15 protein-coding genes are annotated in these 20,669 nt (G+C 72.2%); 6 read left to right on the top strand and 9 right to left on the bottom strand.

Going from position 1 to position 20,669, the window contains the following annotated elements; genetic code table 11:
* Window position 1: 1 nt before the first annotated feature.
* On the bottom strand, window positions 2-1,570 hold the full coding sequence (locus tag ACWDRB_RS50620) for a serine/threonine-protein kinase (protein WP_449907209.1): 1,569 nt from the start codon (window positions 1,568-1,570) through the stop codon (window positions 2-4).
* A gap of 96 nt (window positions 1,571-1,666) precedes the next feature.
* Between ACWDRB_RS50620 and ACWDRB_RS50615 the strand changes: the two genes are divergently transcribed.
* Window positions 1,667-2,665, top strand: a complete 999-nt coding sequence (locus ACWDRB_RS50615; RefSeq protein WP_449907206.1) for an ArsR/SmtB family transcription factor — start codon at window positions 1,667-1,669, stop codon at window positions 2,663-2,665.
* Window positions 2,666-2,747: 82 nt separating this feature from the next.
* On the opposite strand, the gene ACWDRB_RS50610 is transcribed toward ACWDRB_RS50615, so the two are convergent.
* The 7 genes from ACWDRB_RS50610 to ACWDRB_RS50580 form a co-directional block, all read right to left on the bottom strand.
* Window positions 2,748-3,587: a helix-turn-helix domain-containing protein gene (locus ACWDRB_RS50610; RefSeq protein ID WP_449907204.1), complete on the bottom strand. Its 840-nt coding sequence runs from the start codon at window positions 3,585-3,587 to the stop codon at window positions 2,748-2,750.
* A 112-nt stretch (window positions 3,588-3,699) separates the two neighbouring features.
* Window positions 3,700-5,202, bottom strand: coding sequence for a carboxylesterase/lipase family protein (locus ACWDRB_RS50605; protein WP_449907201.1), 1,503 nt, complete (start codon window positions 5,200-5,202; stop codon window positions 3,700-3,702).
* Between the two features lie 153 nt (window positions 5,203-5,355).
* Entirely contained in the window at window positions 5,356-8,127 is a 2,772-nt protein-coding gene (locus ACWDRB_RS50600; protein WP_449907198.1) for a glycosyl hydrolase family 95 catalytic domain-containing protein, read from the bottom strand.
* The gene (locus tag ACWDRB_RS50595) at window positions 8,124-9,416 is read right to left on the bottom strand and encodes a Gfo/Idh/MocA family protein (RefSeq protein WP_449907195.1); all 1,293 of its coding nucleotides are present in this window, start codon (window positions 9,414-9,416) and stop codon (window positions 8,124-8,126) included. Before ACWDRB_RS50595 ends, ACWDRB_RS50600 begins: the two co-directional genes overlap by 4 nt.
* Before the next feature lie 5 nt (window positions 9,417-9,421).
* Window positions 9,422-10,237 carry a carbohydrate ABC transporter permease gene (locus ACWDRB_RS50590; RefSeq protein WP_431924246.1) on the bottom strand — a complete coding sequence of 272 codons (816 nt, stop codon included), beginning with the start codon at window positions 10,235-10,237 and terminating at the stop codon, window positions 9,422-9,424.
* Window positions 10,234-11,133: a carbohydrate ABC transporter permease gene (locus ACWDRB_RS50585; RefSeq protein WP_449907191.1), complete on the bottom strand. Its 900-nt coding sequence runs from the start codon at window positions 11,131-11,133 to the stop codon at window positions 10,234-10,236. Before ACWDRB_RS50585 ends, ACWDRB_RS50590 begins: the two co-directional genes overlap by 4 nt.
* Window positions 11,134-12,402, bottom strand: coding sequence for an ABC transporter substrate-binding protein (locus ACWDRB_RS50580; RefSeq protein ID WP_449907188.1), 1,269 nt, complete (start codon window positions 12,400-12,402; stop codon window positions 11,134-11,136). It lies immediately after the preceding gene.
* A 103-nt stretch (window positions 12,403-12,505) separates the two neighbouring features.
* Between ACWDRB_RS50580 and ACWDRB_RS50575 the strand changes: the two genes are divergently transcribed.
* The 3 genes from ACWDRB_RS50575 to ACWDRB_RS50565 are packed head-to-tail and all read left to right on the top strand — an operon-like array spanning window position 12,506 to window position 15,938.
* Window positions 12,506-13,636, top strand: a complete 1,131-nt coding sequence (locus tag ACWDRB_RS50575) for an ROK family protein (protein ID WP_449907186.1) — start codon at window positions 12,506-12,508, stop codon at window positions 13,634-13,636.
* Complete coding sequence (locus ACWDRB_RS50570; RefSeq protein WP_449907183.1) at window positions 13,633-14,745, top strand: ABC transporter substrate-binding protein; 1,113 nt, start codon at window positions 13,633-13,635, stop codon at window positions 14,743-14,745. The genes ACWDRB_RS50575 and ACWDRB_RS50570 overlap by 4 nt, the downstream gene beginning before the upstream one ends.
* 50 nt (window positions 14,746-14,795) lie before the next feature.
* A complete protein-coding gene (locus tag ACWDRB_RS50565; RefSeq protein WP_449907180.1) occupies window positions 14,796-15,938 on the top strand; it encodes an NAD(P)/FAD-dependent oxidoreductase in 1,143 nt (380 codons plus the stop codon).
* Between the two features lie 28 nt (window positions 15,939-15,966).
* Here ACWDRB_RS50565 and ACWDRB_RS50560 read toward each other — a convergent pair whose 3' ends face one another.
* Window positions 15,967-17,184: an erythromycin esterase family protein gene (locus ACWDRB_RS50560; RefSeq protein WP_449907178.1), complete on the bottom strand. Its 1,218-nt coding sequence runs from the start codon at window positions 17,182-17,184 to the stop codon at window positions 15,967-15,969.
* A gap of 42 nt (window positions 17,185-17,226) precedes the next feature.
* On the opposite strand from ACWDRB_RS50560, the gene ACWDRB_RS50555 reads away from it, so the two are divergent.
* Window positions 17,227-17,979: a TioE family transcriptional regulator gene (locus ACWDRB_RS50555; protein WP_449907175.1), complete on the top strand. Its 753-nt coding sequence runs from the start codon at window positions 17,227-17,229 to the stop codon at window positions 17,977-17,979.
* Between the two features lie 31 nt (window positions 17,980-18,010).
* Window positions 18,011-20,665 (top strand): rifamycin-inactivating phosphotransferase, encoded by a 2,655-nt coding sequence (rph, locus tag ACWDRB_RS50550; RefSeq protein WP_449907172.1) that lies wholly within the window; start codon window positions 18,011-18,013, stop codon window positions 20,663-20,665.
* Window positions 20,666-20,669 lie beyond the last annotated feature (4 nt).

Raw genomic sequence — 20,669 nt, 5'->3', positions numbered from 1 at the left:
GTCACCCCCGCCTGCTCAGCGCGGCGGCCGTCAGCTTGGCGGCCCGCAGCGCGGCCGAGCGCACCCGCGCCGCCTCCGTGCCGTCGAAGTCGACGTACTCGACCTCCACCACCATGTTGCTGACCCGGAACACGACGTTGGACCTCACCATGGTGCCCGACTTCCGCTCGGAGACGTCGTACTGGAACGCCTCCTCACCGACCCCGGCGACCGGGGCGGCGGCGGTGGACGTCGTGCCGATCGGCCACTGCATCCCGACGGCGCCCCACTGCCACACCCCGCCGCTGGACCCGTCGCCGTTGATGGTCCGCTTGTTGAGGAACTCCTCGTGCGCCTCCACGGGGAGGGCCTCCCAGTAGTCCTTGTTCTGGGCCTTCGTGGGCTTGACGGAGAGCCCGACCTTCCGTTTCGTCCAGGCGCAGCCGTCCTCCTCGTGGTCGCGCTTCAGCTCGCGCCCGTACGCCGTCTCCTTGACCTGCCCGCCGGTGAGCAGCGTGCAGAAGTCGACCGGCACCGTGAACCTGCCCTTCGCCGGCTCTTTCGACGGCAGGGTTGCGGCCGGGGGAGCGGCGGCGGACGCGGGCGGGGCGGCCGCGCGGGGCGGCGGCGGGTCAGGGGTGTCGCGGGCGACGCCGTACCAGGCGAGGGTCCCGACGACGGCGAGCCCGGCGACGGCGGCGGCCACCGGGACGGCCCTGCCGAGGTGCGGGCGCGGACGCCGGGGACGGTCCATGGGAGCCGGTACGCCGGAGGCGGCGGCCTCCAGCCACCGGCCCGCCAGCGCGGGGTCCGGGCGGTCGGCGGCCTCGCGCGACAACATGCGCAGCAGCACCGGCCCCAGCGCCGCACCCGCCCGCGCGGACGGCCGCGGATCCTCGGTGAGCACCCGGTGCAGCGTCGCCAGCGGTGACGCGGTGTGGAACGGCGAGGTGCCCTCCACCGCCGTGTACAGCGTGGCGGCCAGCGACCACAGGTCCGACTGCGGCCCGCCGCGCTCGCCCCGCAACCGCTCCGGCGCGATGAACCCCGGCGAGCCGATCAGCAGCCCCGACTGCGTGATGGTGACCTGGCCGTCGATCCTGGCGATGCCGAAGTCCGTCAGCACAGCCCGGCCGTCGTCGCACAGGAACACGTTGCCGGGCTTGACGTCGCGGTGCTGGATGCCCTGCCGGTGCGCGACCGACAGGGCCGTCAGCAGGTCGGCGCCGAGCCGGGCCACCCGTTGCGGCGCCCACGGGCCGTCGTCGCGGATCGAGTCCTGCAGCGTGCGCCCGCGCAGCAGCTCCATGACGATCCACGGGCGGCCGTCCTCGGAGAACACGTCGTGGACGGTGGCGATGCCCGGATGGCTCAGCCGCGCCGCCGCGTACGCCTCACGCACCGTGCGCTCGCACAGCTCGGCGCGCTCTTCCGCCGCGATGTCGGGCGAGAGCAGCACCTCCTTGACCGCGACCTCGCGGTCGAGCGTCTCGTCACGGGCGAGCCAGACGGTGCCCATGCCGCCTCGGCCGAGCGCCCGGATCAGCCGGTAGCGCTCGGACAACAGGGACTCGGGGGGATTGTCGATCATCGTTGGTCACATGGTGGTCGTTGGTACGATGCCTCGGCCAGACCCTTTGCAGCCTAGTGAAAACAAGCTGCTCGCCGGTGTCCGAGAAGAGGGTTCGTGGGGCTGCTGCGCATTCATTTCACGGCGGACGACGTGGCGCGCACGACAGTGGCCGCGCGCGCGGACCCGTTGTGGGAGGTCGTGCTCAGCAGTTTCCGGCTGCAGGACAAGGACAAGGCGCCGGCCTTCCGGCCCTGGGAGCGCGCCCTGCGCGAGAGCCCGGCCAGGCTTTCCAGGATGGCCTCCGGCCTGCGCTGGCTGACCGCGCTGGCGCCCGAGGCGCCGTACTTCCCCGACTTCCTCACACCGGCGGCGGCCCGCGACGGTCTGCAGGCCGGGCTCGACGCGTTGCGCGCCACCCCGAGCCGCCGGTTCCGCCACGAGCTGGAGCTGCTCGCCCGGCACGTGCCCATCCCCGCCTGGCTGGGCGCGCTCGCCGACCGCCCGTCCGCGCCCGTGGCCGAGCTGGCCGCCGCCCTGGCCGGCTACCACGCGGCGGCCATCGCCCCGTACCGCGACCTCATCCAGCCCGCGGTGGAGGCCGACCGGGCCTGGCGCGCCGGCCACCTGCTCAACTCCGGCGTGGAGGGCCTGCTGAGCAGCATGAAGCCGCTGATGCGCTGGCGCTCGCCGGTGCTGGAGGTCGACTACAGCGTGGACCGCGACCTGCACCTGCGCGGCCGGGGGCTGACGCTGGTGCCGTCCTTCTTCTGCCGCCGCGTGCCGGTCTCGCTGGCCGACCCCGAACTGCCGCCGGTGCTGATCTATCCCATCGACGCCGCGTTCCGGTGGCAGCCGGGCGAGCGGACGCCGGGCTCGGTGGAGGCGCTGATCGGCGCAGCCCGCGCCGCCGTCCTGCAGGCCGCCGACGGCGGGGCCACCACCACGGAGCTGGCGCGGCGGGCGGGCGTGTCGCTGGCGGCGGCCAGCCGGCACGCGAAGGTGCTGCGGGAGGCGGGCCTGATCAGGAGCGTGCGCAGGGGCCCCGCCGTGCTCAACCTGCTGACCCCGCTGGGCAGCGGCCTGCTCGGGCCTGTGCCGCCGGCCTCGAAGTAGCGGTCCTGTTCGACGTGCCAGGCCTGCCCGCGCCAGCTTCGCGTGTGTCGCGGCGCCGGTGAAGAGGTGCCCATGCAGGAGTTCATCGATGGCGCCACGCGACGTCGTCGAGCGCGAGGAACGGCGAGAGCGCGACCGCGGTCGGCGTCATCCCGGCGAAGGCCACGACGTCTCTGTGAAGGTGCGACTGGTCGGCGTAGCCGCTCTCCGCCGCCACCGAGGCGGCACGGTGACCGGCGGCGAGACGGTGGGCCGCGTGGTCGAAGCGGATGAGCTGGGCGACCCGCTTGGGGGTGAGGCCGACCTGGGCGCGGAACCGAGACCAGAGGCGCTTACGGCTCCATCCGGTCTCGGTGACCAGTCGTTCGACCCGGATCCGCCCTCGGGCGGCCACCATCTGCCCCCAGGAGAAGGCGACTTCCGGGTCGACAGCGCGGCCCGCGTCCTCCCGCCGGGCCAGCGCGGCCTCCGCGATCGCGAATCGCTCCTCCCACGACCCGGCGGCACGCAATCGCTCCTGGGTCCGCACGGCGTCTCGTCCCCAGAGATCATCGAGGGCGACCACCGTCCCGCCCAGCTCCGAGGAGGCACCCAGGACCGCGTGCGCGACCATCGGCGAAAGCCGCAACTGCAGGCACTCGGAACTTCTGGCCATCCCCCGTCCTCGGGCCCCGTTGGGCGCGAGTCCGGCGACGACGCGTTCTCGCTGCCGCGCACCACGGCCGTCCTCGACGACGAACGGCTGGTCGCCGAGGTCGAAGATCACCGTGACCGCGGGGTGCGGGACCAGCGCGACGTCGCGGAACTCGTTCGCCCGGTCGCTGAACCCCGCCATCACGACCCCCGGCAGCCGGCCGGGACGCGACGGGACCGTGATCTGCCATCGAGGCGCACCGGCGCGAACCGGCTCGGCTGGTCGCACGCCGACATGGTAGTTCGCGGTGTCCACAACGCGACAATCCCCGGTCAGCGGCGAGCTGCCGGTCGGTGGCCGAGTCGGGCCGCACGGCCGGCCACCGGATGACAAGTCCCGGTCAGAGCCGGCCGGTCCACACGTCGCGCTCGGCACCGCCGGGGTCGTCGACGACGGTGATTCCTTCGTCGATCAGCGCGGTGGCCCGGCCGGCCAGGTCGTATCGGGGCCAGCCGGGGTCGCCGTCGGCGATGAAGCGGACCCAGGCGCCGTGGGCCGTATCGGCGACGACCTGGGGTGGTTCGTCGCCGATGAGGGTGTGGCTCGACTCCTCGTCGAGGAGGTCGAACACGTACGGGAGCTCCACGGCGTGGGCGGCGCCGAGGCGGCCGGCGAAGCTCGGCGACTCGTGGTCGAAGCGGTACATCCAGGTGCCGGCGAGGCACGCCTCGCCGGCCTCGAGGCGTGCCTCGGCGACCCGGATCGCCGGAACCCGGACGAAGCAGTCGGTGGTCACGGCGGCGAGCAGGTCGCCGCTGCTCGCTCCCGGCCGCGCCGCCCGGTAGCGCTCGACCGTCCCGCCGGGCGCGCCGAGGGCGCCCACGACCGCGGCGAGGATGGGCTCGTCGACGATGTCGATCATGCCGGTGGGGACGAGGCCGATCCGGGTGTCGTCCCGGTTCCACCCGGCGAGGAGCCGTACGCCGCTGCCGGCGCCCTTCCTCAACGCGTCGAGCGGGTGGTCGGGCAGGGTGTCGCCGTCGACGACCGGGGCGAAGGGGAGGCTCGCCCACCTGGCCGGATCCGAGGCGGCCTGGACCTCCTTGAGGAGGGTGGACGCCGCCCGCCCGAGCCGTTCGACCGGCACCTCGCCGAAGGCCTCGCGGGTCGGGGCCACCCCGAGCGACTCGGCCAGCCTTGAGGCGACGCCCGCGGCGGCCTCGGCCGTGAGCGTCTGCGCGACCGCCCCGCTCTGGGCGACCGCCTGGCGGAACAGTCCTCGGGCGCGGGGCATGGCCATGAGAGTGACGACGCTCATGGCCCCGGCGGACTGGCCGGCGACGGTCACCCGCCCCGGATCGCCGCCGAACGCGGCGATGTTGTCCTGGACCCACTCGAGCGCGGCGATCTGGTCCAGCAGCCCCAGGTTGGCGGTGCCGTCATCGAGGTGGAGGAACCCTTCGGCGCCGAGCCGGTAGTTGATCGTGACGCACACGACCCCGTCGCGGGCGAAGGACGTGCCACGGTAGCCGGGGACGGATCCGGACCCCTGCGTGAACATGCCGCCGTGGATCCAGACCAGCACCGGCAGGCCGGATCCCCCGGGACCGGGGGTCCACACGTTGAGGTTCAGGCATTCCTCGCCAGGGATCACGACCTCCGGGAACAGCGCCGCGCTCTCCAGGCCGTCGTCGCCTTTCGGGCAGGTCGGCCCGTAATCGGCGGCGCGGCGCTCGCCCTCCCACCGCGCGGGTGGCTCCGGAGGCCGCATGCGGCGCGCTCCGAAGGGCGGGGCGGCGTACGGGATCCCGAGGAACGCCGCCACTCCCCGGTTCGTCCGGCCCCGCAGCCGGCCACTCGCCACCTGAACCCCTGGCGCGCTGTCCACGGTGTTCGTCATCATCTCTCCTGTCGCTCGGAGCTCCGCGGCCGTCGCACGTGGAGCCGTGCCTGACGCGAGATCGAGCATCACAAGCGCGGGGCCAGGGTGTCTTGGACGAATGTTCCGTCGCAGGAGACGGCGCGGGCCCGCGAACGGGCCCGCGCATGAGTGTGGTCAGCGGGCGGACGCCGTGTAGGTGTGGCCCGGCTGGGTGTCGAAGGCGAAGGTCGTCTCGCCGGTGTTCGCGGCGCGGCCGAAGGTGAGCGGCACGGGCCGGTGCGTGGCGGTGTCCACCACGGCCGGGCGGCCCGAGCGCCACGGGCTCGCCAGGGTCGCCCGTCCGCCCTTCTCGCTGGTCAGCGTGATGGACGAGACCTCGCGTCCGGCTCGCCGCTCGGCGGAGAGCAGGAACGCGCCCTTGGCGCGCAGTCGTACGAACTTGCCGTCACGGCCGGTGGGCCAGTCCGGGAAGACCCGGATCACGTCCTCGAACGTCTGCAGGAACATGGAGTTCACGGTTTCGAGCGAGCCCGAGGTCTCCAGGCCGCCGCCCGACTGCGCCACGGTCAGGTTCGGCCGCCACAACAGCTTGATCACGGCCGTGAACCTGCCGATGAGGTCCTCGGGATCCCAGCCCGCGCGGGCCGCGATGGTGAACGTCTTCGGGAACCCGTTGATGGAGGAACCGCGCGATCCCGGCAGGAACGGATCAACCCATTCCAGGGTGTTCCGGACCTTCCGCAGCTGTTCCGGGTCGCCGCCGATGGCCAGGTTGTCGCTCGGGTGGACGACGCCCTCCAGGTTGATGGGCTGGTCGTTCTTGTTGAGCAGCGCGTTGCCCTTGATGGGGTTCTCGATCTTGGTGGCGAGCAGGATGACGTCCAGGCCGTCCATGGTCGCCGTCGGGTACGGCGCCAGGTCGTCCAGGTAGCCCTGCCAGACCGGCCGCAGCTCCGCGTCCACCCCGAGCACCCGGCTGTACTCGATCAGCGCGGTCAGCGTCCGCCGGATGTAGCCGAGGTCGTAGGTCGAGTCGACGTCGTCGCCGCCCTCGTTCACGGCGCTGTTCAGGACGTGGTACTTGCCGTCGTCGCCCTTGACCACGTAATCCATCCAGAACTCACCCAGTTCCTTCAGGAACGGGTAGGCCGTGGTGCGCAGGAACTCCTCGTCCCGGGTGTACTCCCAGTTCCACAGGAACGGGATGGCGGCGAATGTCCCGTTGGTCTTCTGGTCGGCGAGCTTCTTCGGCGACTTGGGGCCGGTCACCGGGACCTCGGCAGGGGCGGGACGGGTCTGGTTGTACGGGTAGATGGTCCGGCTGAAGGTCAGCCCCTTGTACCCGGCGGCATGAGTGGAGTTGCGTTGGTACGGAAGCTCGGCCACCACCGTCCTGTAGTAGGGGGCGGCCAACTCGGGCCGGTTGGCGGAATAGACGCCGTAGAACGGGGCCTGGGTGTTGTAGTTCAGCCAGTAGCGGTTGGAGCCGCCGGTCTGGTCGATGGTGCGCCACGGCGAATAGGTGCCGGGCAGGAACGAGCCCGCGCGGCTGGCGGCGCCCATCGCGTACAGGGCGCCGTAGTAGTACTTGTTGAGGATCGGGTCGCCGGTGTCGACGTACGACTTCAGCCAGAACCGCTTCCACCACTCGCGGTGCGCGGACCGGGCCCGGTCGAGGTCACGGCCGTCGAGGCCGTGTACCCGGTCCACCGCCTCGGTGACGAAGTCGTTCAGCGGCGTGGGGTTGGCGTAGCCGCCGTTGCCGTGCAGCGTGGTGACCAGCCGCACGGGCCGGCCGGGGGCCAGCTCGAAGGCGAGGCGGGCGAGGTTGCCCGACGGCGTGCTCGCGGTGACCGGGGTGCGCGAGCCGATGACCCTGGCCGACGCGGCCGCCTTGGACACCCAGCCGCTCTCGCCGTCCGCGCCGGTCGTGCGGGTGATCCACACCTGACCGTCCCCGGCGACCCCCGTCGTGCCGGCGGGCACGGTCAGGTCGGCCTGGAGCGGCAGCGGTTGCGCGCCGTCGGGGATCGACAGCTCGGTGACCAGCAGGTTCTCGCCGTCGGCGGTCCAGGTGCGGGTGCTCAGCACCCGGCCGTCAACCGTCTGGGAGCCGCGGACCTCCCCGTTGAGGATGTCCTGCCGCTGGCGGTAGTTCGGGTCGTCGCCGAGCGCGCCGGTGAGGACGTTCCTCTGGCCCTCGAACAGCTGCAGGTCCCGGACGAAGGCCTTCTGATTCGGGTCGGCGGGGTCGCGCACCGCACCCGTGACCAGCAGGCGCACGTGGCGGGCGGTGAAGGCGGGCACGGTCCGGTCGGTCAGCTCGGCCGTGTTGCCCGTGACCATGTCCACGTCGGTCCAGGTGACGCCGTCGTCGCTCTTCTGCAGGGCGAAGCTCCGGGTGTTGAGCGCCTGGAAGTTGGCGGCCCTGCCCTGGTAGCCGTTGTGCCTGACCACCCAGCGGTCGACCGTCTTCACCCCGCCCAGGTCGACGGTGACCCATTGCGGGTCGGACGCGCTCGCGCCGGTCCGCGACACCCAGCGGGTCTCGGGGTCTCCGTCGATCACGCAGGCGGCGGTGCACTCGAGGGTGTCCTTGGCGGCGGGGGTGGCCGCGGCGTGCGCGGGGCCGATGGAGATCGTGCCGAACGGCAGCTGCCCGTTACCGCTGTGCCAGAAGTCGGACTTGGACAGGTAGTACGTCTGCCGCTGGTCGCGGGCGTCGGACGTGACGTGCAGGTCGCCGTTGCCCAGGAGCAGGCCGGCGGTGTAGCGGGCGGTCTGCACGGCGTTGAGGGCCGGGGGAGCGGTGTAGGCGTCGTCGATGGCCGACAGGAGCTTGCGGATGTCCTGCCACTCCGACGCGCCGGCCTGGGCGGGCGCCGGAGTGAGACCGACCACCGAGGTGGTCAGCACGGCGAGGGCGAGCAGGGCGCGGTGCCTCATAGGGGGTGCTCTCCGTTCAAGAGGGTTTGTACGGTCGCGGTACGGCGGGCCCGTTCGGCGGCGAAGACCACGCGGTGGCTGTCGACGCTCTCCTGGATCCCGGAAAGGATCAGCTCGGGCCGCCCCTCGTGCAGGGCGGTGACGAACGACTCGATCAGGGCGGCGTCGCCGCCGGCGTGGCCTTCCGCCGCGCTGGAGCCGTCCAGCGAGGTGTCGATGATCGTCGTTTCTTCCGACAAAAAGTCATAAATGCGGATAAAGCGGCCGTCGCCGGTCAGCTGGCCCGCGGTGCCGAACAGCTTGGTGTGCCGGTTCTCCAGCGGCGTGAACGCGGTCATCGTGAACGACGCGGTGACCCCGCCCTCGTACTCGATGGTCACCACCTGGTGGTCCACCACGTCGTTGTCGCTGGCGTACACGCAGCGCCCGTAGGGGCCCTCGGCCAGCGCCGCGGTGACGGCCTCCTCGGTGAGCGGGCCGCCGGTCATGACCCGGGTGAAGTACTGCTTGGTGCCGCCGTCGCGCAGCCCGTCGCGGTAGAGCCGCACGGCCGAGTACGGGCACCCGGGCTCGATCGGGCACTCCAGGCACCTGTCGGCGGCGCCCGGAGGCCGCCGTTCGGCGCGGAAGTGGCGCAGCCCGCCGAAGGAGGACACGCGCTCGGCCCTGCGCCCCACGACGTGGCCCAGCCAGTCGATGTCGTGACACGACTTCGCCAGCAGCGCGAACGTGGCCTCGTCCGCGCGCCGCCAGTTGCCGCGGACGAACGAGTGCGCGAAGTGGTACCACCCGACCGGCTCCAGGTGCTCCACGCTCACGACGTCGCCGATCCGGGGGAGCACCTCGCGGAGCCTGCGCGTGTAGGGGGTGTAGCGCATGACGTGGCAGATCGCGATCATGGCGCCGGTACGGGCCGCCGCCTCGCCGATGGCCACCGTGTCCGCCTCGGTGGGGGCGATGGGCTTCTCCAGCAGGATGTCGTAGCCCTGCTCGGCGAAGACCTCGGCCGGCGCCAGGTGATCGGCGTCCAGCGTGGCCACGATCACCGCGTCGGCGATCCTGCCGAGGCCTGCCAGCTCCTTCCAGTCGCGGAAGACCCGCTCGGGCGGGAGCGCGTGGCGTGCCGCGAACTCCTGCCGGGCGGCCGCGCGCGGCTCCGCCACCGCCACGATCCGCGCCCGGTCCGGCCGGCGCGCGGCCAGCTCGGCGTAGGCCGTGCCGCGCGCGCCCGCGCCCACCACGGCCAGGGTGATCGGCCGGTCGAGGGCCTCCCCGATGTGGTCCCTCAAGTTGATCATCCTTTGACCGCTCCCCCGGTGAGTCCCTTGACGAAGTGCTTCTGCAGCGCGAAGTAGAAGATGAGGATGGGCAGTGCCGACAGCACCATCAGGCCGAACATGTCGCCGTAGTCCCGCTGGAACTGGCCGAGCGCGCGGTAGACGCCCACGGTGACCGTGGTGCCGCCGGCCGGGCCGAGGATGATGAGCGGGTTGAGGAAGTCGTTCCAGATCCACACGCCCAGGAAGATCAGCACGCTGGCCGTGGCCGGGCGCAGCAGCGGGAAGACCACCCGCCAGAACGTGCCGAACGGGCCCGCCCCGTCGATCGAGGCGGCCTGCTCCAGCTCGACCGGGATGGCCCGGATGAAACCGGAGAAGACGAACACCCCGAACGGCACGTAGTACCCGACGTTGAACAGCACCAGCCCGCTGATCGTGCCCATCAGGCCGGTCAGGTTGAGCACCTGCGTGACCGGCACCAGGATCACCTGCGGCGGGATCATCAGCCCGGCCAGCAGCACCAGCAGCGTGATCCGCGCGAAGCGCGACGGGGTGCGGCAGATGTAGTGGCCCAGCATGGCCGACACGACCGTGAGGATCACGATCGACAGCAGGGTCACTGAGACGCTGTTGATCAGCCCGTTCCAGAACAGGTGGTCGGGGCGCGTCAGCGCCTGCGTGAGGTTGTCCAGCGTCGGCGGGATCGGCGGCGCCGCCGGGGAGGCGGTGATGTCCGGCCCGTGCTTGAAGACGTTGGCCACGACCAGGTAGAGCGGCAGGAAGAACGCGCCGGCCACCACGATCGAGACCAGCGGGCGCAGCCACCTCACAGGTCCACCTCCCGGCGGTTGAGCAGGCGCAGCGCGACGGCGGAGACCGTCGCGACGATCACGAGCATGAGGATCGCCATCGCCGAGGACTCGCCCGTGCGGTTGGCGGTGAAGCCGACCTGGATGACGTTGAAGGCCACGGTCGCCGTGGTGCCCAGCCCCGGACCGCCCGCCGTCAGCACCTGGATGTGGTCGTACGCCTTGAACCCGGTGATCAGCAGCATCACCGTGTTCGTGGTCAGCGCGGGCGCCAGGAGCGGCCAGGTGACCTTGCGGAAGCGGGTCCAGGAGCCCGCGCCGTCGATGGCCGCCGCCTCGTGCAGCGACTGGGGCACGCCCTGCAGCGCGGCCAGGTAGACCACCGAGCAGAAGCCGAGCATCTGCCAGCTGATGATGAAGCCGATGGAGTACAGCGCCAGGTCGGGGTCCGACAGCCAGCCGACGCGGACCCCGAGCAGCCGGTTGACCAGGCCCTCGTCCTGCAGCATGGCCATCCACACCACGCTCACCACCACCGAGCTCAGCACGACGGGGACGAAGAAGACGCTGCGCAGCGCCCGGTAGAGCCAGCCGGCGCGGTCGAGCAGCACGGCCACGCCGACGCCGGCCACGTTGGGCACGATCACGATGATCAGCGTCAGGATCGTGGTGACCTTCAACGAGGTCAGGAAGGACGGGTCGGCCAGCAGGCGCAGGTAGTTGTCCGGCCCGACGAAGCGCGTCCGCGTGGCGAACAGGCTGGCGTCGGTGAGGCTGTAGCCGAAGCTGAGCAGGATCGGCGCGAGCACGAAGCAGGCGTAGACCAGCACGCCCGGGGCGACGAAGCTCAGCAGGTACGTCAGCCGCTGCCAGGGGACGGCCGCGGTGCGCGCGGCGGCCCGCTTGTCGAGGAACATCTACCGGCCGCCCGCCTTGACCCATTCCGCGTCCAGCGCCTTCGCCGCCGCGGCGCCGTCGGTCTTGCCCGCGATGATCTCCTGGGCCAGCGCGAACACCTTGTCGCCCACGCCCGGCAGCAGCGAGTCGTCGCCGGTCTCGACCGTGAAGGCGTTGACCGCCCTGCCCGCCTTGAACACCTCGAGCGTGGCGTTGTAGACCGGGCCCATCGGCGGCGGCCGATAGCCGTTGATCGCGATGATGGCCGCGTCGCTCCTGACGAGCACGTCGTTGTTGGCGGCGTCCTGATTGAACTCCAGCGCGAACGTCCTGGCCGCCTCGAGGTTCTTGGATCTGGCGTTCACGATGGGGCCGCCGCCCGTGTACGAGGGCACCACCACCTGGCCGTCGTCGGTGGGCCAGGCGAAGACGCCGATCTCGAAGGGCGGCTTCCCTGCGTCGGCTGCGGCGGCGAACCAGGACCCCATCGGGTACATGGCGCCCTTGCCGTCCAGGAACGTCTTCTCGGTCGACGGGTAGTCGCGCGACAGCCCGGCCTTGTCGACGTACCCCTTCCCGACCAGGTCGGCGAACTTCTGGGTCGCCTTGACGAAGGCCGGGTCGCCGAACCTGACCTGCCCGGCGCGCCGCTTGACCAGGAAGTCCGGCTGCCGGGCGTAGACGTCGGCGCCGACGAGCGCGATCCAGATGTAGCCGGCCGCGAACGCGTCCTTGCCGCCGCCGCCCACCACGAACGGGTTGATTCCCTTGGCCTTGAGCTTGGCCGAGACGTCGAGCAGCTCCGCGTAGGTCTTCGGCGGCGCGTCGACGCCGGCCTCGGCGAAGAGCTTCTTGTTGTAGTAGACCAGCGGGGTCGGCTGGGAGTTGTAGGGGAGCTGGTAGATCTTGCCGCCCAGCGGGTTGGAGCGCGGGTGGGCGTAGTTCTTCAGCTCCTCCTCGCTCCAGGCGTACAGGTTGCCGCTCTCCGCGAGCCCGCTGGGCGCGATGGCCTGCATGACGTCAGGCAGCTGACCCGAGGCGAGCAGCTGCTTGGCGTACGCGTTGCGCTCGCCCGCGCTCGGCGCCACGAGCTTCTTCACCGCGATGTCGGGGTGCTTGTCGGTGACGCGCTTGATGGCCGCGTCCCAGTACTCCGGCGTCAGGTTGGGCGTCTCGAACACCAGGAAGGAGATCTCCTTCTTGCCGTTCGCCACTGGCTGCTGTGACCCTGCCGGCGCGCACGCGGCGAGTGTCAGGGCAGCGGTGGCCAGCACGATGGCCTTGTTCACCTGGGGTCCTCTCTAGGGGGTGGCCGACCGGCGGCACCGCGCCGCGGGTGGGTCTTATTTTTAGTAGTTCCTCAAATAATTCGCAATGCCCTACCATCGGATCGTGACCTTGACCGGACAGGATCCGGCGCTCCTGCGCCGCCTCAACGCCGCCGCCGTGCTGCGCACGCTGCACGCCGCGGACGAGCTGACCCTGACGCAGCTCGTGAAGACCACCTCCATCTCCCGGGCGACCGTCGAGGACGTCATCGCCGGGCTCGACGAGCTCGTCGAGGAGGTCGGCATCAAGGTCGGGGATCCGCGCCCGGTCGGCCGGCCGGCCAAGCGCTACCGCTTCCGCGCGGAGGCCGGCCACGTCGTCGGCCTCGACATCGGCCCGCACAAGGTCCTGGCGCTCACCGCCGACCTCAAGGGGCGCATCGTCGACCGCAGGCGCACGGTCGTCACCCCCGAGACCGGCACCGCCGACAGGATCGCGGCGGCCAGGTCGGTGGTGCGCAGGACGCTCCGCGCGGTCGGCGTCGAGCCCGGCCAGGTACGCGCGCTGGGGGTGGCCACGACAGGCGTGGTCGACCCCGCCGACGGCCGGATACTGATCAGCGACCGGCTGCCCGGCTGGGCGGGCGTCGACCTGCCCGCCGCGCTCGACGGCCTCGCGGACGGCCCGGTCCTGGTGGGCAACGACACCAACCTGGCCGCGCTGGCCGAGCACTGGTGCGGCGCCGCCGTCGGTGCGAAGGACGTGATCTGCCTGCTGGCCGGGCGCAGCGTCGCGGCGGGCCTGCTCATCGGCGGCAAGCTGCACGCGGGCCGCAACGGCGCGGCGGGGGAGATCGGCGTCATGCGCGCCTTCGGGTGGTACACCGCGTTCGACCGATTCCTCGCCTACGGCGGGGACGCCCCCTCCGGGGAGGCGGCCAAGCGGGTGTTCGAGGCCGTGCGGGAGGGCGACGCGGAGGCCGCGGGCATCGTCCGCGCCTTCGCCCGCGACCTCGCCAAGGGCGTCGGCGCCGCCGTGCTCACGATGGACCCGGAACTGGTCGTCCTGGGCGGCGGCCTGTCGGGCGCGGGCGAGCTGCTGGCCGCGCCCCTGCGCGAGGAACTCGCCGAGCTCTGCCTGTTCCCCGTACGCGTGGAGAGCTCGGAGCTGGGCGGCGAGTCCGTCGCGCTCGGGGCGGTACGGCTGGCGCTCGACCACGCCGAGCACGCGATGTTCGGCGTGGGCCCCGCATGACCAGCGGCCCACCGCCAGCTGGAGCGGAGCGGGCTGACGGATCACCCGTCCAGATCGGCGCTCTCGTTCCACTGACCCGGCCGGGCTGGGTCGAGGCGGGCCGGCACCTGCTCGCCGGACTCGAGCTGGCCGTTCGCGAGGTCAACGACGCCGGCGGGATCGCCGGAAGACCGCTCGAGCTGGTGGTCCGAGACACCGCGGCTGATCCGCAGAAGGCCGCGGCGGCCGTGGACGAACTGGTCGGCCTGGGCGTGGCCGCCTTGGCGGGGGAGTATCACAGTGTCGTCGCTCGCGCCGCCGCCGCCCGGGCCGACGCCCTCGGCCTGCCGTTCCTCTGCTCGTCGGCGGTTCTCGACACGCTCACCGAACAGCCGACGCGATGGGTCGCGCGCCTGGCCCCGGCGCAGTCCCACGGCTGGCAGATCTACGCGGACCACCTCCTCGGCGCCGGCCACAGCCGCATCGCCGTAGCAGCCGACCCGAGCGTCTACTGGGCATCCGGGACCCGCATCCTGCGGGACCACCTCGCTCCACGCGGCGGCACCGTCATCGAGCTCGACATGCGCGCGCTCACCCCCGCGGCCGTGTGCGACGAACTCGCCGGCAATCGCGCGACAGCCCTCCTCCTTCTGGTCGGCCACCCGGAGCCGGCGGTGCCGATCGTCAAGTCCGTCCGCCGCGACCGGCGCCTGGCCGAGATCATGATCGGTGCTCCGGCCGGGCAACCGGAGTTCGCCGGATGGGTGAGGTCGCTGGGCGACGACGGCGCCGCGATCCCGTTCTTGCGCTACCTGCCCGAGCGCCTCGGCCCACTCGGTACGCGAGTCGAGACGGCCCTGCGCGAGCGGCTGGCCGAAGCGCCCTCCTTCGTCGCCTTCGAGGGCTACGACACCATCACGGTCCTGGCCGAGATGCTGCGTACGTACGGCGCGGACCGGGCGCGCACCGCCGCATCCTGGCCGCGCGTCGCAGTCGAAGGCACCCGCGGGCAGATCCGGTTCTCCCGCACGCCGGGCATCAGCGTCTGGCAGTGGGCCTGGACGCCGGTCCAGGTCGTTGATCGGGATCCGGCGGAACCGGATCGCTTTCGGGTCCTGCATACCGGCTGAGAGCACGGAAGGTCACTATTGACCTCAAAGCGGAAGCGGAAGGAGTCAGCGTGCGAGTCGTCGTCATCGGTGCGGGGGTGGTCGGAGCGGCGGTCGCGGCGGGACTCACCCGGCGCGGCGCGCAGGTCACCGTCCTGGAGGCGCGGACTCCGGGATCCGGTACGACCTCCACGTCCCTGGCGTGGGTCAATGCCAACGACAAGACGCCCAAGGAGTACTTCGACCTCAACCACGCCGCCGTCCGGGCGCACCACCGGCTCCCCGGCGACTGGTTCTTCCCCACGGGCAACCTCGAGTGCGCGGTCTCCGACGAGCACAAGGAACGCCTGGAGGCCCGCGTACAGCGGCTGGCCGACATGGGCTACCCGGTCGAGCGGATCACCGCCGCGCGCGCCTTGACCCTGGAGCCCGACCTGGCGCCTCCGCCTCCCGGCACCGAGTACGTGTTCTTCCCCGAGGAGGCGCACGTGCACCCGCTGCGCCTGCTCGGGAGCCTGCTCGGCGAGGCCCGCGACGCCGGGGCCGCGCTCGCGTGCGGGGCCGAGGTGACCGCGATCGAGACCTCGTCGTCGGGCGTCAAGGTGACGGCGGCCGACGGGCGGGCCTTCGACGGCGACGTGGTGGTCACCTGCGCCGGTCGCTGGACGCAGGGGGTGGCGGCGCTGGCCGGGGCCGAGGTGCCCATGCTCGACCCGGCGGTGTCCGGCGCGGTCACCAACGGTTTCCTCGTCACCACGACCCCGGTGCCCGCCCGCCTGTCCCGCGTGCTCCACTCCGACGGGCTCAACCTGCGGCCGGACGGGGGCGGGCGGCTGCTGCTGCAGTCGCTGCCGCTGGACGGGCGGGCGGACCCGGAGGTCCCGGTGCCCGGCGACGTCCAGGACTCGATCCTGGCCCTGATGGCGCGCGTGCTGCGGGCCGTGGACGGGGCCACGGTGGAGCGGGCGGTGGTCGGCCGGCGGGCGATGCCGGGGGACGGGCTCACGGTGGCGGGTTTCGCGGACGCGGAGCGGCGCGTGTACACGGTGGCCACGCACAGCGGGGTCACGCTGGCGCCGCTGCTCATGGGGGAGGTGGCGGGGGAGGTGTACGGCGAGGAGTCGCCGCTGCTGGCGCCGTTCCGGCCGTCCCGCTTCGCCGACGGCACCGCCGGGCCCGCCCCTGCCCCGGCGCGGCGGCCGGGGCAGCAGTAGGGTCCCCGGAAGGAGGCAGGGGGCGTGGTCACCCGGTCGGCGGGATGTTCTTGAGGAAGAGGATGCCGTCGGTCGTGTGCACCTGGCCGGGGTCCAGGGCGAAGTAGCCGGAGCTCGTGTCGGTCTGGGGAGCCAGCTCGATGCCCTCCAGCGCCCCGGCCAGGCGTTCGGAGGCGATGAGGTAACCGCCGTGCGGCAGGGCGGCGTGCAGGACGCCTTCCAGGGTGTCCGGCGGGGTCGCCGCGCCGCCCGCGGTCGAGGCGATGAAGGCGTACGCGTCGCCCAGCTGCGCCGCGACGATCGAGCCGGCGCTCCACCACTCCAGCAGCAGGTCGCCGCCCTGCCAGCCCTCCGTCTGCCAGACACTCCTGTCCCGCTGGAGGTGCCGGTTGTGGGCGTGGACCAGCGCCGGACCGTAGCGGGGTGCGATCGCCAGGAGGTTCTCGGCCATCATCGTGTCCCGCAGCCCCATGAGGCGCATGACCCTGGCCGGCGACGTGTCCGCCATCCCCGCGTGGTAGCGGAGCAGGCCCGTGGCCGTACGCCCGAACAGGCAGGCCCGCCACCACGCCTCCCGCGAGGTCGCGGCAATCAGGCGCGGTGACTCCGCCGTGAGCAGGGCCACGAGGTCGTCCGCCATGAGGCGCAGCTCGACGGCGTCGGGCGAGCGGCCGACGGACTGCCCCGGGTCCATGGTGGCGGCGGGGTTCGTCCACCGGGAGTCGGCGCCGAGCAGCCGGTCGACGGTGTCGAAAGGGGTGTCGAAGGAGGGCGCGTCGAGGTGGGCGGCGAGATAGCCGTGCAGCCCGGCGAGGGCCGGACGGGGGCTGCCGGGCCCGGCCAGCTCGAGCGGCCCGTCGAAGCCGAAGAAGCGGATCCGCTCGGCCGCGGGCCGGTGCCGGTTGTGCTCCCGCATCCAGCTCACGAGCTCCCGGTCGGCGGCCGAGCCGCCGAACCCGTGACTGAAGCCGCGCCGCATGACGTCGTCGAGCGTCCCCACGCCCTCCGTGACGTACGCGTCCACGACCAGCGCCGCGAGGCAGTCGCTCTCGATCGCGATCGACCGATGGCCCTCGTGCTCCACGAGGTGGCGGAAGACCTCGTTGCGCTGCCGGAGGAACGCCTCCTCGCCGTGCGTGGGCTCGCCGAGGCCGAGCAGGTGTGGCGGGGCCGGGAACGACCTGAGCAGCTTCGTGATCGCGGCGCCCTCGAAGGGCCAGCCGGAGTCAAGGATCGCGGATTCCATGCCTTCAACCGTATCGTTGAACCTTCTGTGTAAACTTTGCCCATGCCCCGCGAGCGACTCCGGCCCGTGGATCTGGCGCGCGAGCACGGCCTGTCCACGCAGGCGATCCGCAACTACGAAGAGGCGGGCATCCTCCCGCCGGCCGCGCGCACTCCCCACGGCTACCGCACCTATACCCCCGTCCACCGGGAGGCCCTGCGCGCCTTCCTCTCCCTCATCCCCGGCCACGGCCACCAGACGGCCACCTCGATCATGCGGGAGGTGAACGGAGGCGCGGTCGAGGAGGCCCTGCGGCTCATCGACGAGAGCCACGCGCAACTGCTCGACGACCGCCGGACGCTGCTGGCCGTGGAGCGGGCGCTGCGCGACCTGACGGCGGAGGAGAGGCTCGGAGCGCCGGCGCCGGTGGAGCGGCCCGGGCCCGGCGGCGTCACCTTCATCGGCCCGCTGGCCAGGAGGCTCGGCATCAGGCCCGCGACGCTGCGCAAGTGGGAGCGCGCCGGGCTGGTCAACCCGAGCCGCGACCCTCAAACCGGCTACCGCGTCTACACGGCCGCCGACGTGCGCGACGCCCGGCTGGCCCACCAGCTCAGACGCGGCGGCTACCTGCTCGAGCAGATCGCTCCGCTGCTCGCCCAGGTGCGCTCCGCCGGGGGGATCGCGCCCCTGGAGGCGACCCTGCGCGACTGGCAGACCCGGCTGACGGCCCGCGGTCGCGCCATGCTGACCGGCGCCGCCGGGCTCGACGCGTACCTGAGTCACCCCGGAGGTCCCGCCGCGGTCGCGGAGGATTAAGATACAGGTCAGCTCTGTATCCTAATTGGCCATGACAGGCAGACGGGAACACGCCATGGGTGCCTACGTGCTCGGCTTCCACGACATCGACAAGACGCTTCTCCCCCTGGTCGGCGGCAAGGGGGCCAACCTCGGCGAGCTGTCCGCCGTCGAGGGGGTGCGGGTGCCGCCGGGCTTCTGCGTCACCACCGAGGCCTACCGCGCGGTCGTCGAGTCGGACGCGACGATCGCCGCGCTGATCGACGGGCTCTCCGGGCTGCGCGCGGACGACCGTGCCGGGATCGCCGAGGCGTCCGCCCGCCTGCGGGAGGCCGTCGAGACGCTGCCCGTACCGGCCGAGATCGAGGACGACATCCTGCGCCGCCTCGGGGAGCTCGGCGACGTGCCCTGCGCGGTGCGCTCCAGCGCCACCGCCGAGGACCTGCCGTCCAGCTCGTTCGCCGGGCAGCAGGACACGTACCTGAACGTCAGGGGAGCCCCTGCGGTGCTCGCGAGCGTGCGGCGCTGCTGGGCGTCGCTGTTCACCGACCGGGCGGTGGCGTACCGGATCAAGAGCGGCTTCGAGCACCGCGCGGTGCGCGTGTCCGTGGTCGTGCAGCAGATGGTCTTCCCCGAGGCGGCGGGCATCATGTTCACCGCCGACCCGGTGACGTGCAACCGGAAGGTGGTCTCGATCGACGCCGGGTTCGGCCTCGGGGAGGCGTTCGTGTCGGGCGTGGCGAACGCCGACAACTACCGCGTACGCGCGGGCGAGATCGCCGCGCGCAACGTCGTCACCCAGGACATCGAGCTGCGCCCGTCCCCGGACGGCGGCACGGAGGAGCGGGAGATCGAGCCCGCGCGCCGGCACGTGCAGACCCTGAGCGACGAGCAGATCCTCCGCCTCGAACGCCTCGGCCGCCGCATCGAGAGCCACTTCGGCCGTCCGCAGGACATCGAGTGGGGCCTGGCCGGCGGCGAGTTCCAGATCCTGCAGAGCCGCCCGATCACCACCCTCTACCCGGTGCCCGGGACGGCCGACGGCAAGAACCACGTCTTCATGTCGTACGGCCACCGCCAGATGATGACCGACGCCTTCAAGCCCCTGGGCCTGTCGCTGTTCGCGCTCCTGCACGACCGGCTGGGCCGCTCGGCGGGGACGGTGTCCGGCAGCCGGTTCTACAAGGACGTCTCGCCCGAGCTGTCCTCGTCGTGGGCGCGCGCGGTCACGCTCAAGAGCCTCGGCCAGGTGGACGTCCTCATGGCCAACGCCCTGCGCCAGGTCCTGACCAGGAAGGACTTCGTGCGCGACCTGGCCCACGGCAAGACCTCGATGCTGGACTTCGGCGAGGGCGGGCTGCTGCCGATGGCCCGCCAATATCTGAAGATGTCCGGCAAGGACGACACCGAGGCCGTGCCCGAGCTGATCGCCGAGAACGAGCGGACCGTCGAGGAGCTGCGCCGCGGCATCGCGGGCAAGTCGGGGGACGAGCTGTTCGCGTACATCCTGGACGACCACGACGTGCTGGCCCGGCTCACGTTCGATCCGCGCAGCGTGGCGGCGGCCTTCGTCGGCATCCAGGCGGTGAACTGGGTCAACAAGCGCATGAAGGCCTGGCTCGGCGTGCAGAACGCCGCCGACGCCATCGCCCAGTCCGCCGACCACAACGTGGTGGCCGCCATGGGCCTCGACCTGCTGGACGTCGCGGACGCCGTCCGCCCGTACCCGGCGGTGGTCGAGCACCTCGAACGCGCCGGACGGGACACGCTCCTCACCGGGCTCGACGGCCTGGAGGGCGGTCCCGAGGCCCGCCGCGCCCTTGAGGGCTACCTGCGCACGTACGGGATGCACTGCTCGGGCGACATCGACGTCACCCGGACCCGGTGGAGCGAGGACCCCACCCAGCTCGTCCCGCTCCTGCTGAGCAACGTCCGCAACTTCGCGCCCGGCGAGCGCGCCCGCAAGGTCGAACGCGGCCGCGCCGAGGCCGAGAGCACCATCGCCGGCCTGCTGGAACGCCTCAGGGCGCTGCCGGGCGGCGAGCGGAAGGCGAAGAAGGCGGCCCGGCAGATGAGCCTCATCCGCCACTTCATCGGCTACCGCGAGTACTCCAAGCACGCCCTGCTCCAGCGCTACGAGCTGTACAAGCGGGCGCTGCTCGCCGAGGCCGCCGAGCTCGTCGCCCGCGGGGTGATCAGGGAGCCGCAGGACGTGTACTTCCTGTCGCTGGAGGAGTTCAGGGAGGTCGTGCGGAGCGGGCGGATCGACCCCGCGCTCGTCGACGAGCGGCGGGAGGCGTTCGAGGAGGACCGGAAGCTGACGCCGCCGCGCGTCATCACCTCCGAGGGCGAGGTGATCTCCGGCGAGTACGACACCGGCGCCCTGCCCGAAGGCGCAATGGCGGGCATCGCCGTCTCGTCGGGCGTGGTCGAGGGGCGCGCCCGCATCGTGCTGAGCATGGACGAGGCGGACGTCGAGGAGGGCGACATCCTCGTCACCGTCTACACCGACCCGAGCTGGTCGCCGCTGTTCGTCTCGGTCAAGGGCGTCGTGATGGAGGTCGGCGGGGTGATGACCCACGGCGCCGTGGTCGCCAGGGAGTACGGCCTGCCCGCGGTCGTCGGCGTGGAGAACGCCACCCGGCGCATCGAGGACGGCCGGCTCATCCGCGTCAACGGCACCGAGGGCTACGTCGAACTGCTCTGACCCT

The sequence above is a fragment of the Nonomuraea sp. NPDC003707 genome (assembly GCF_053587055.1).
Note: the sequence above shows the minus strand (reverse complement) of the source record. Positions and strands in the feature narration are given on the sequence as shown.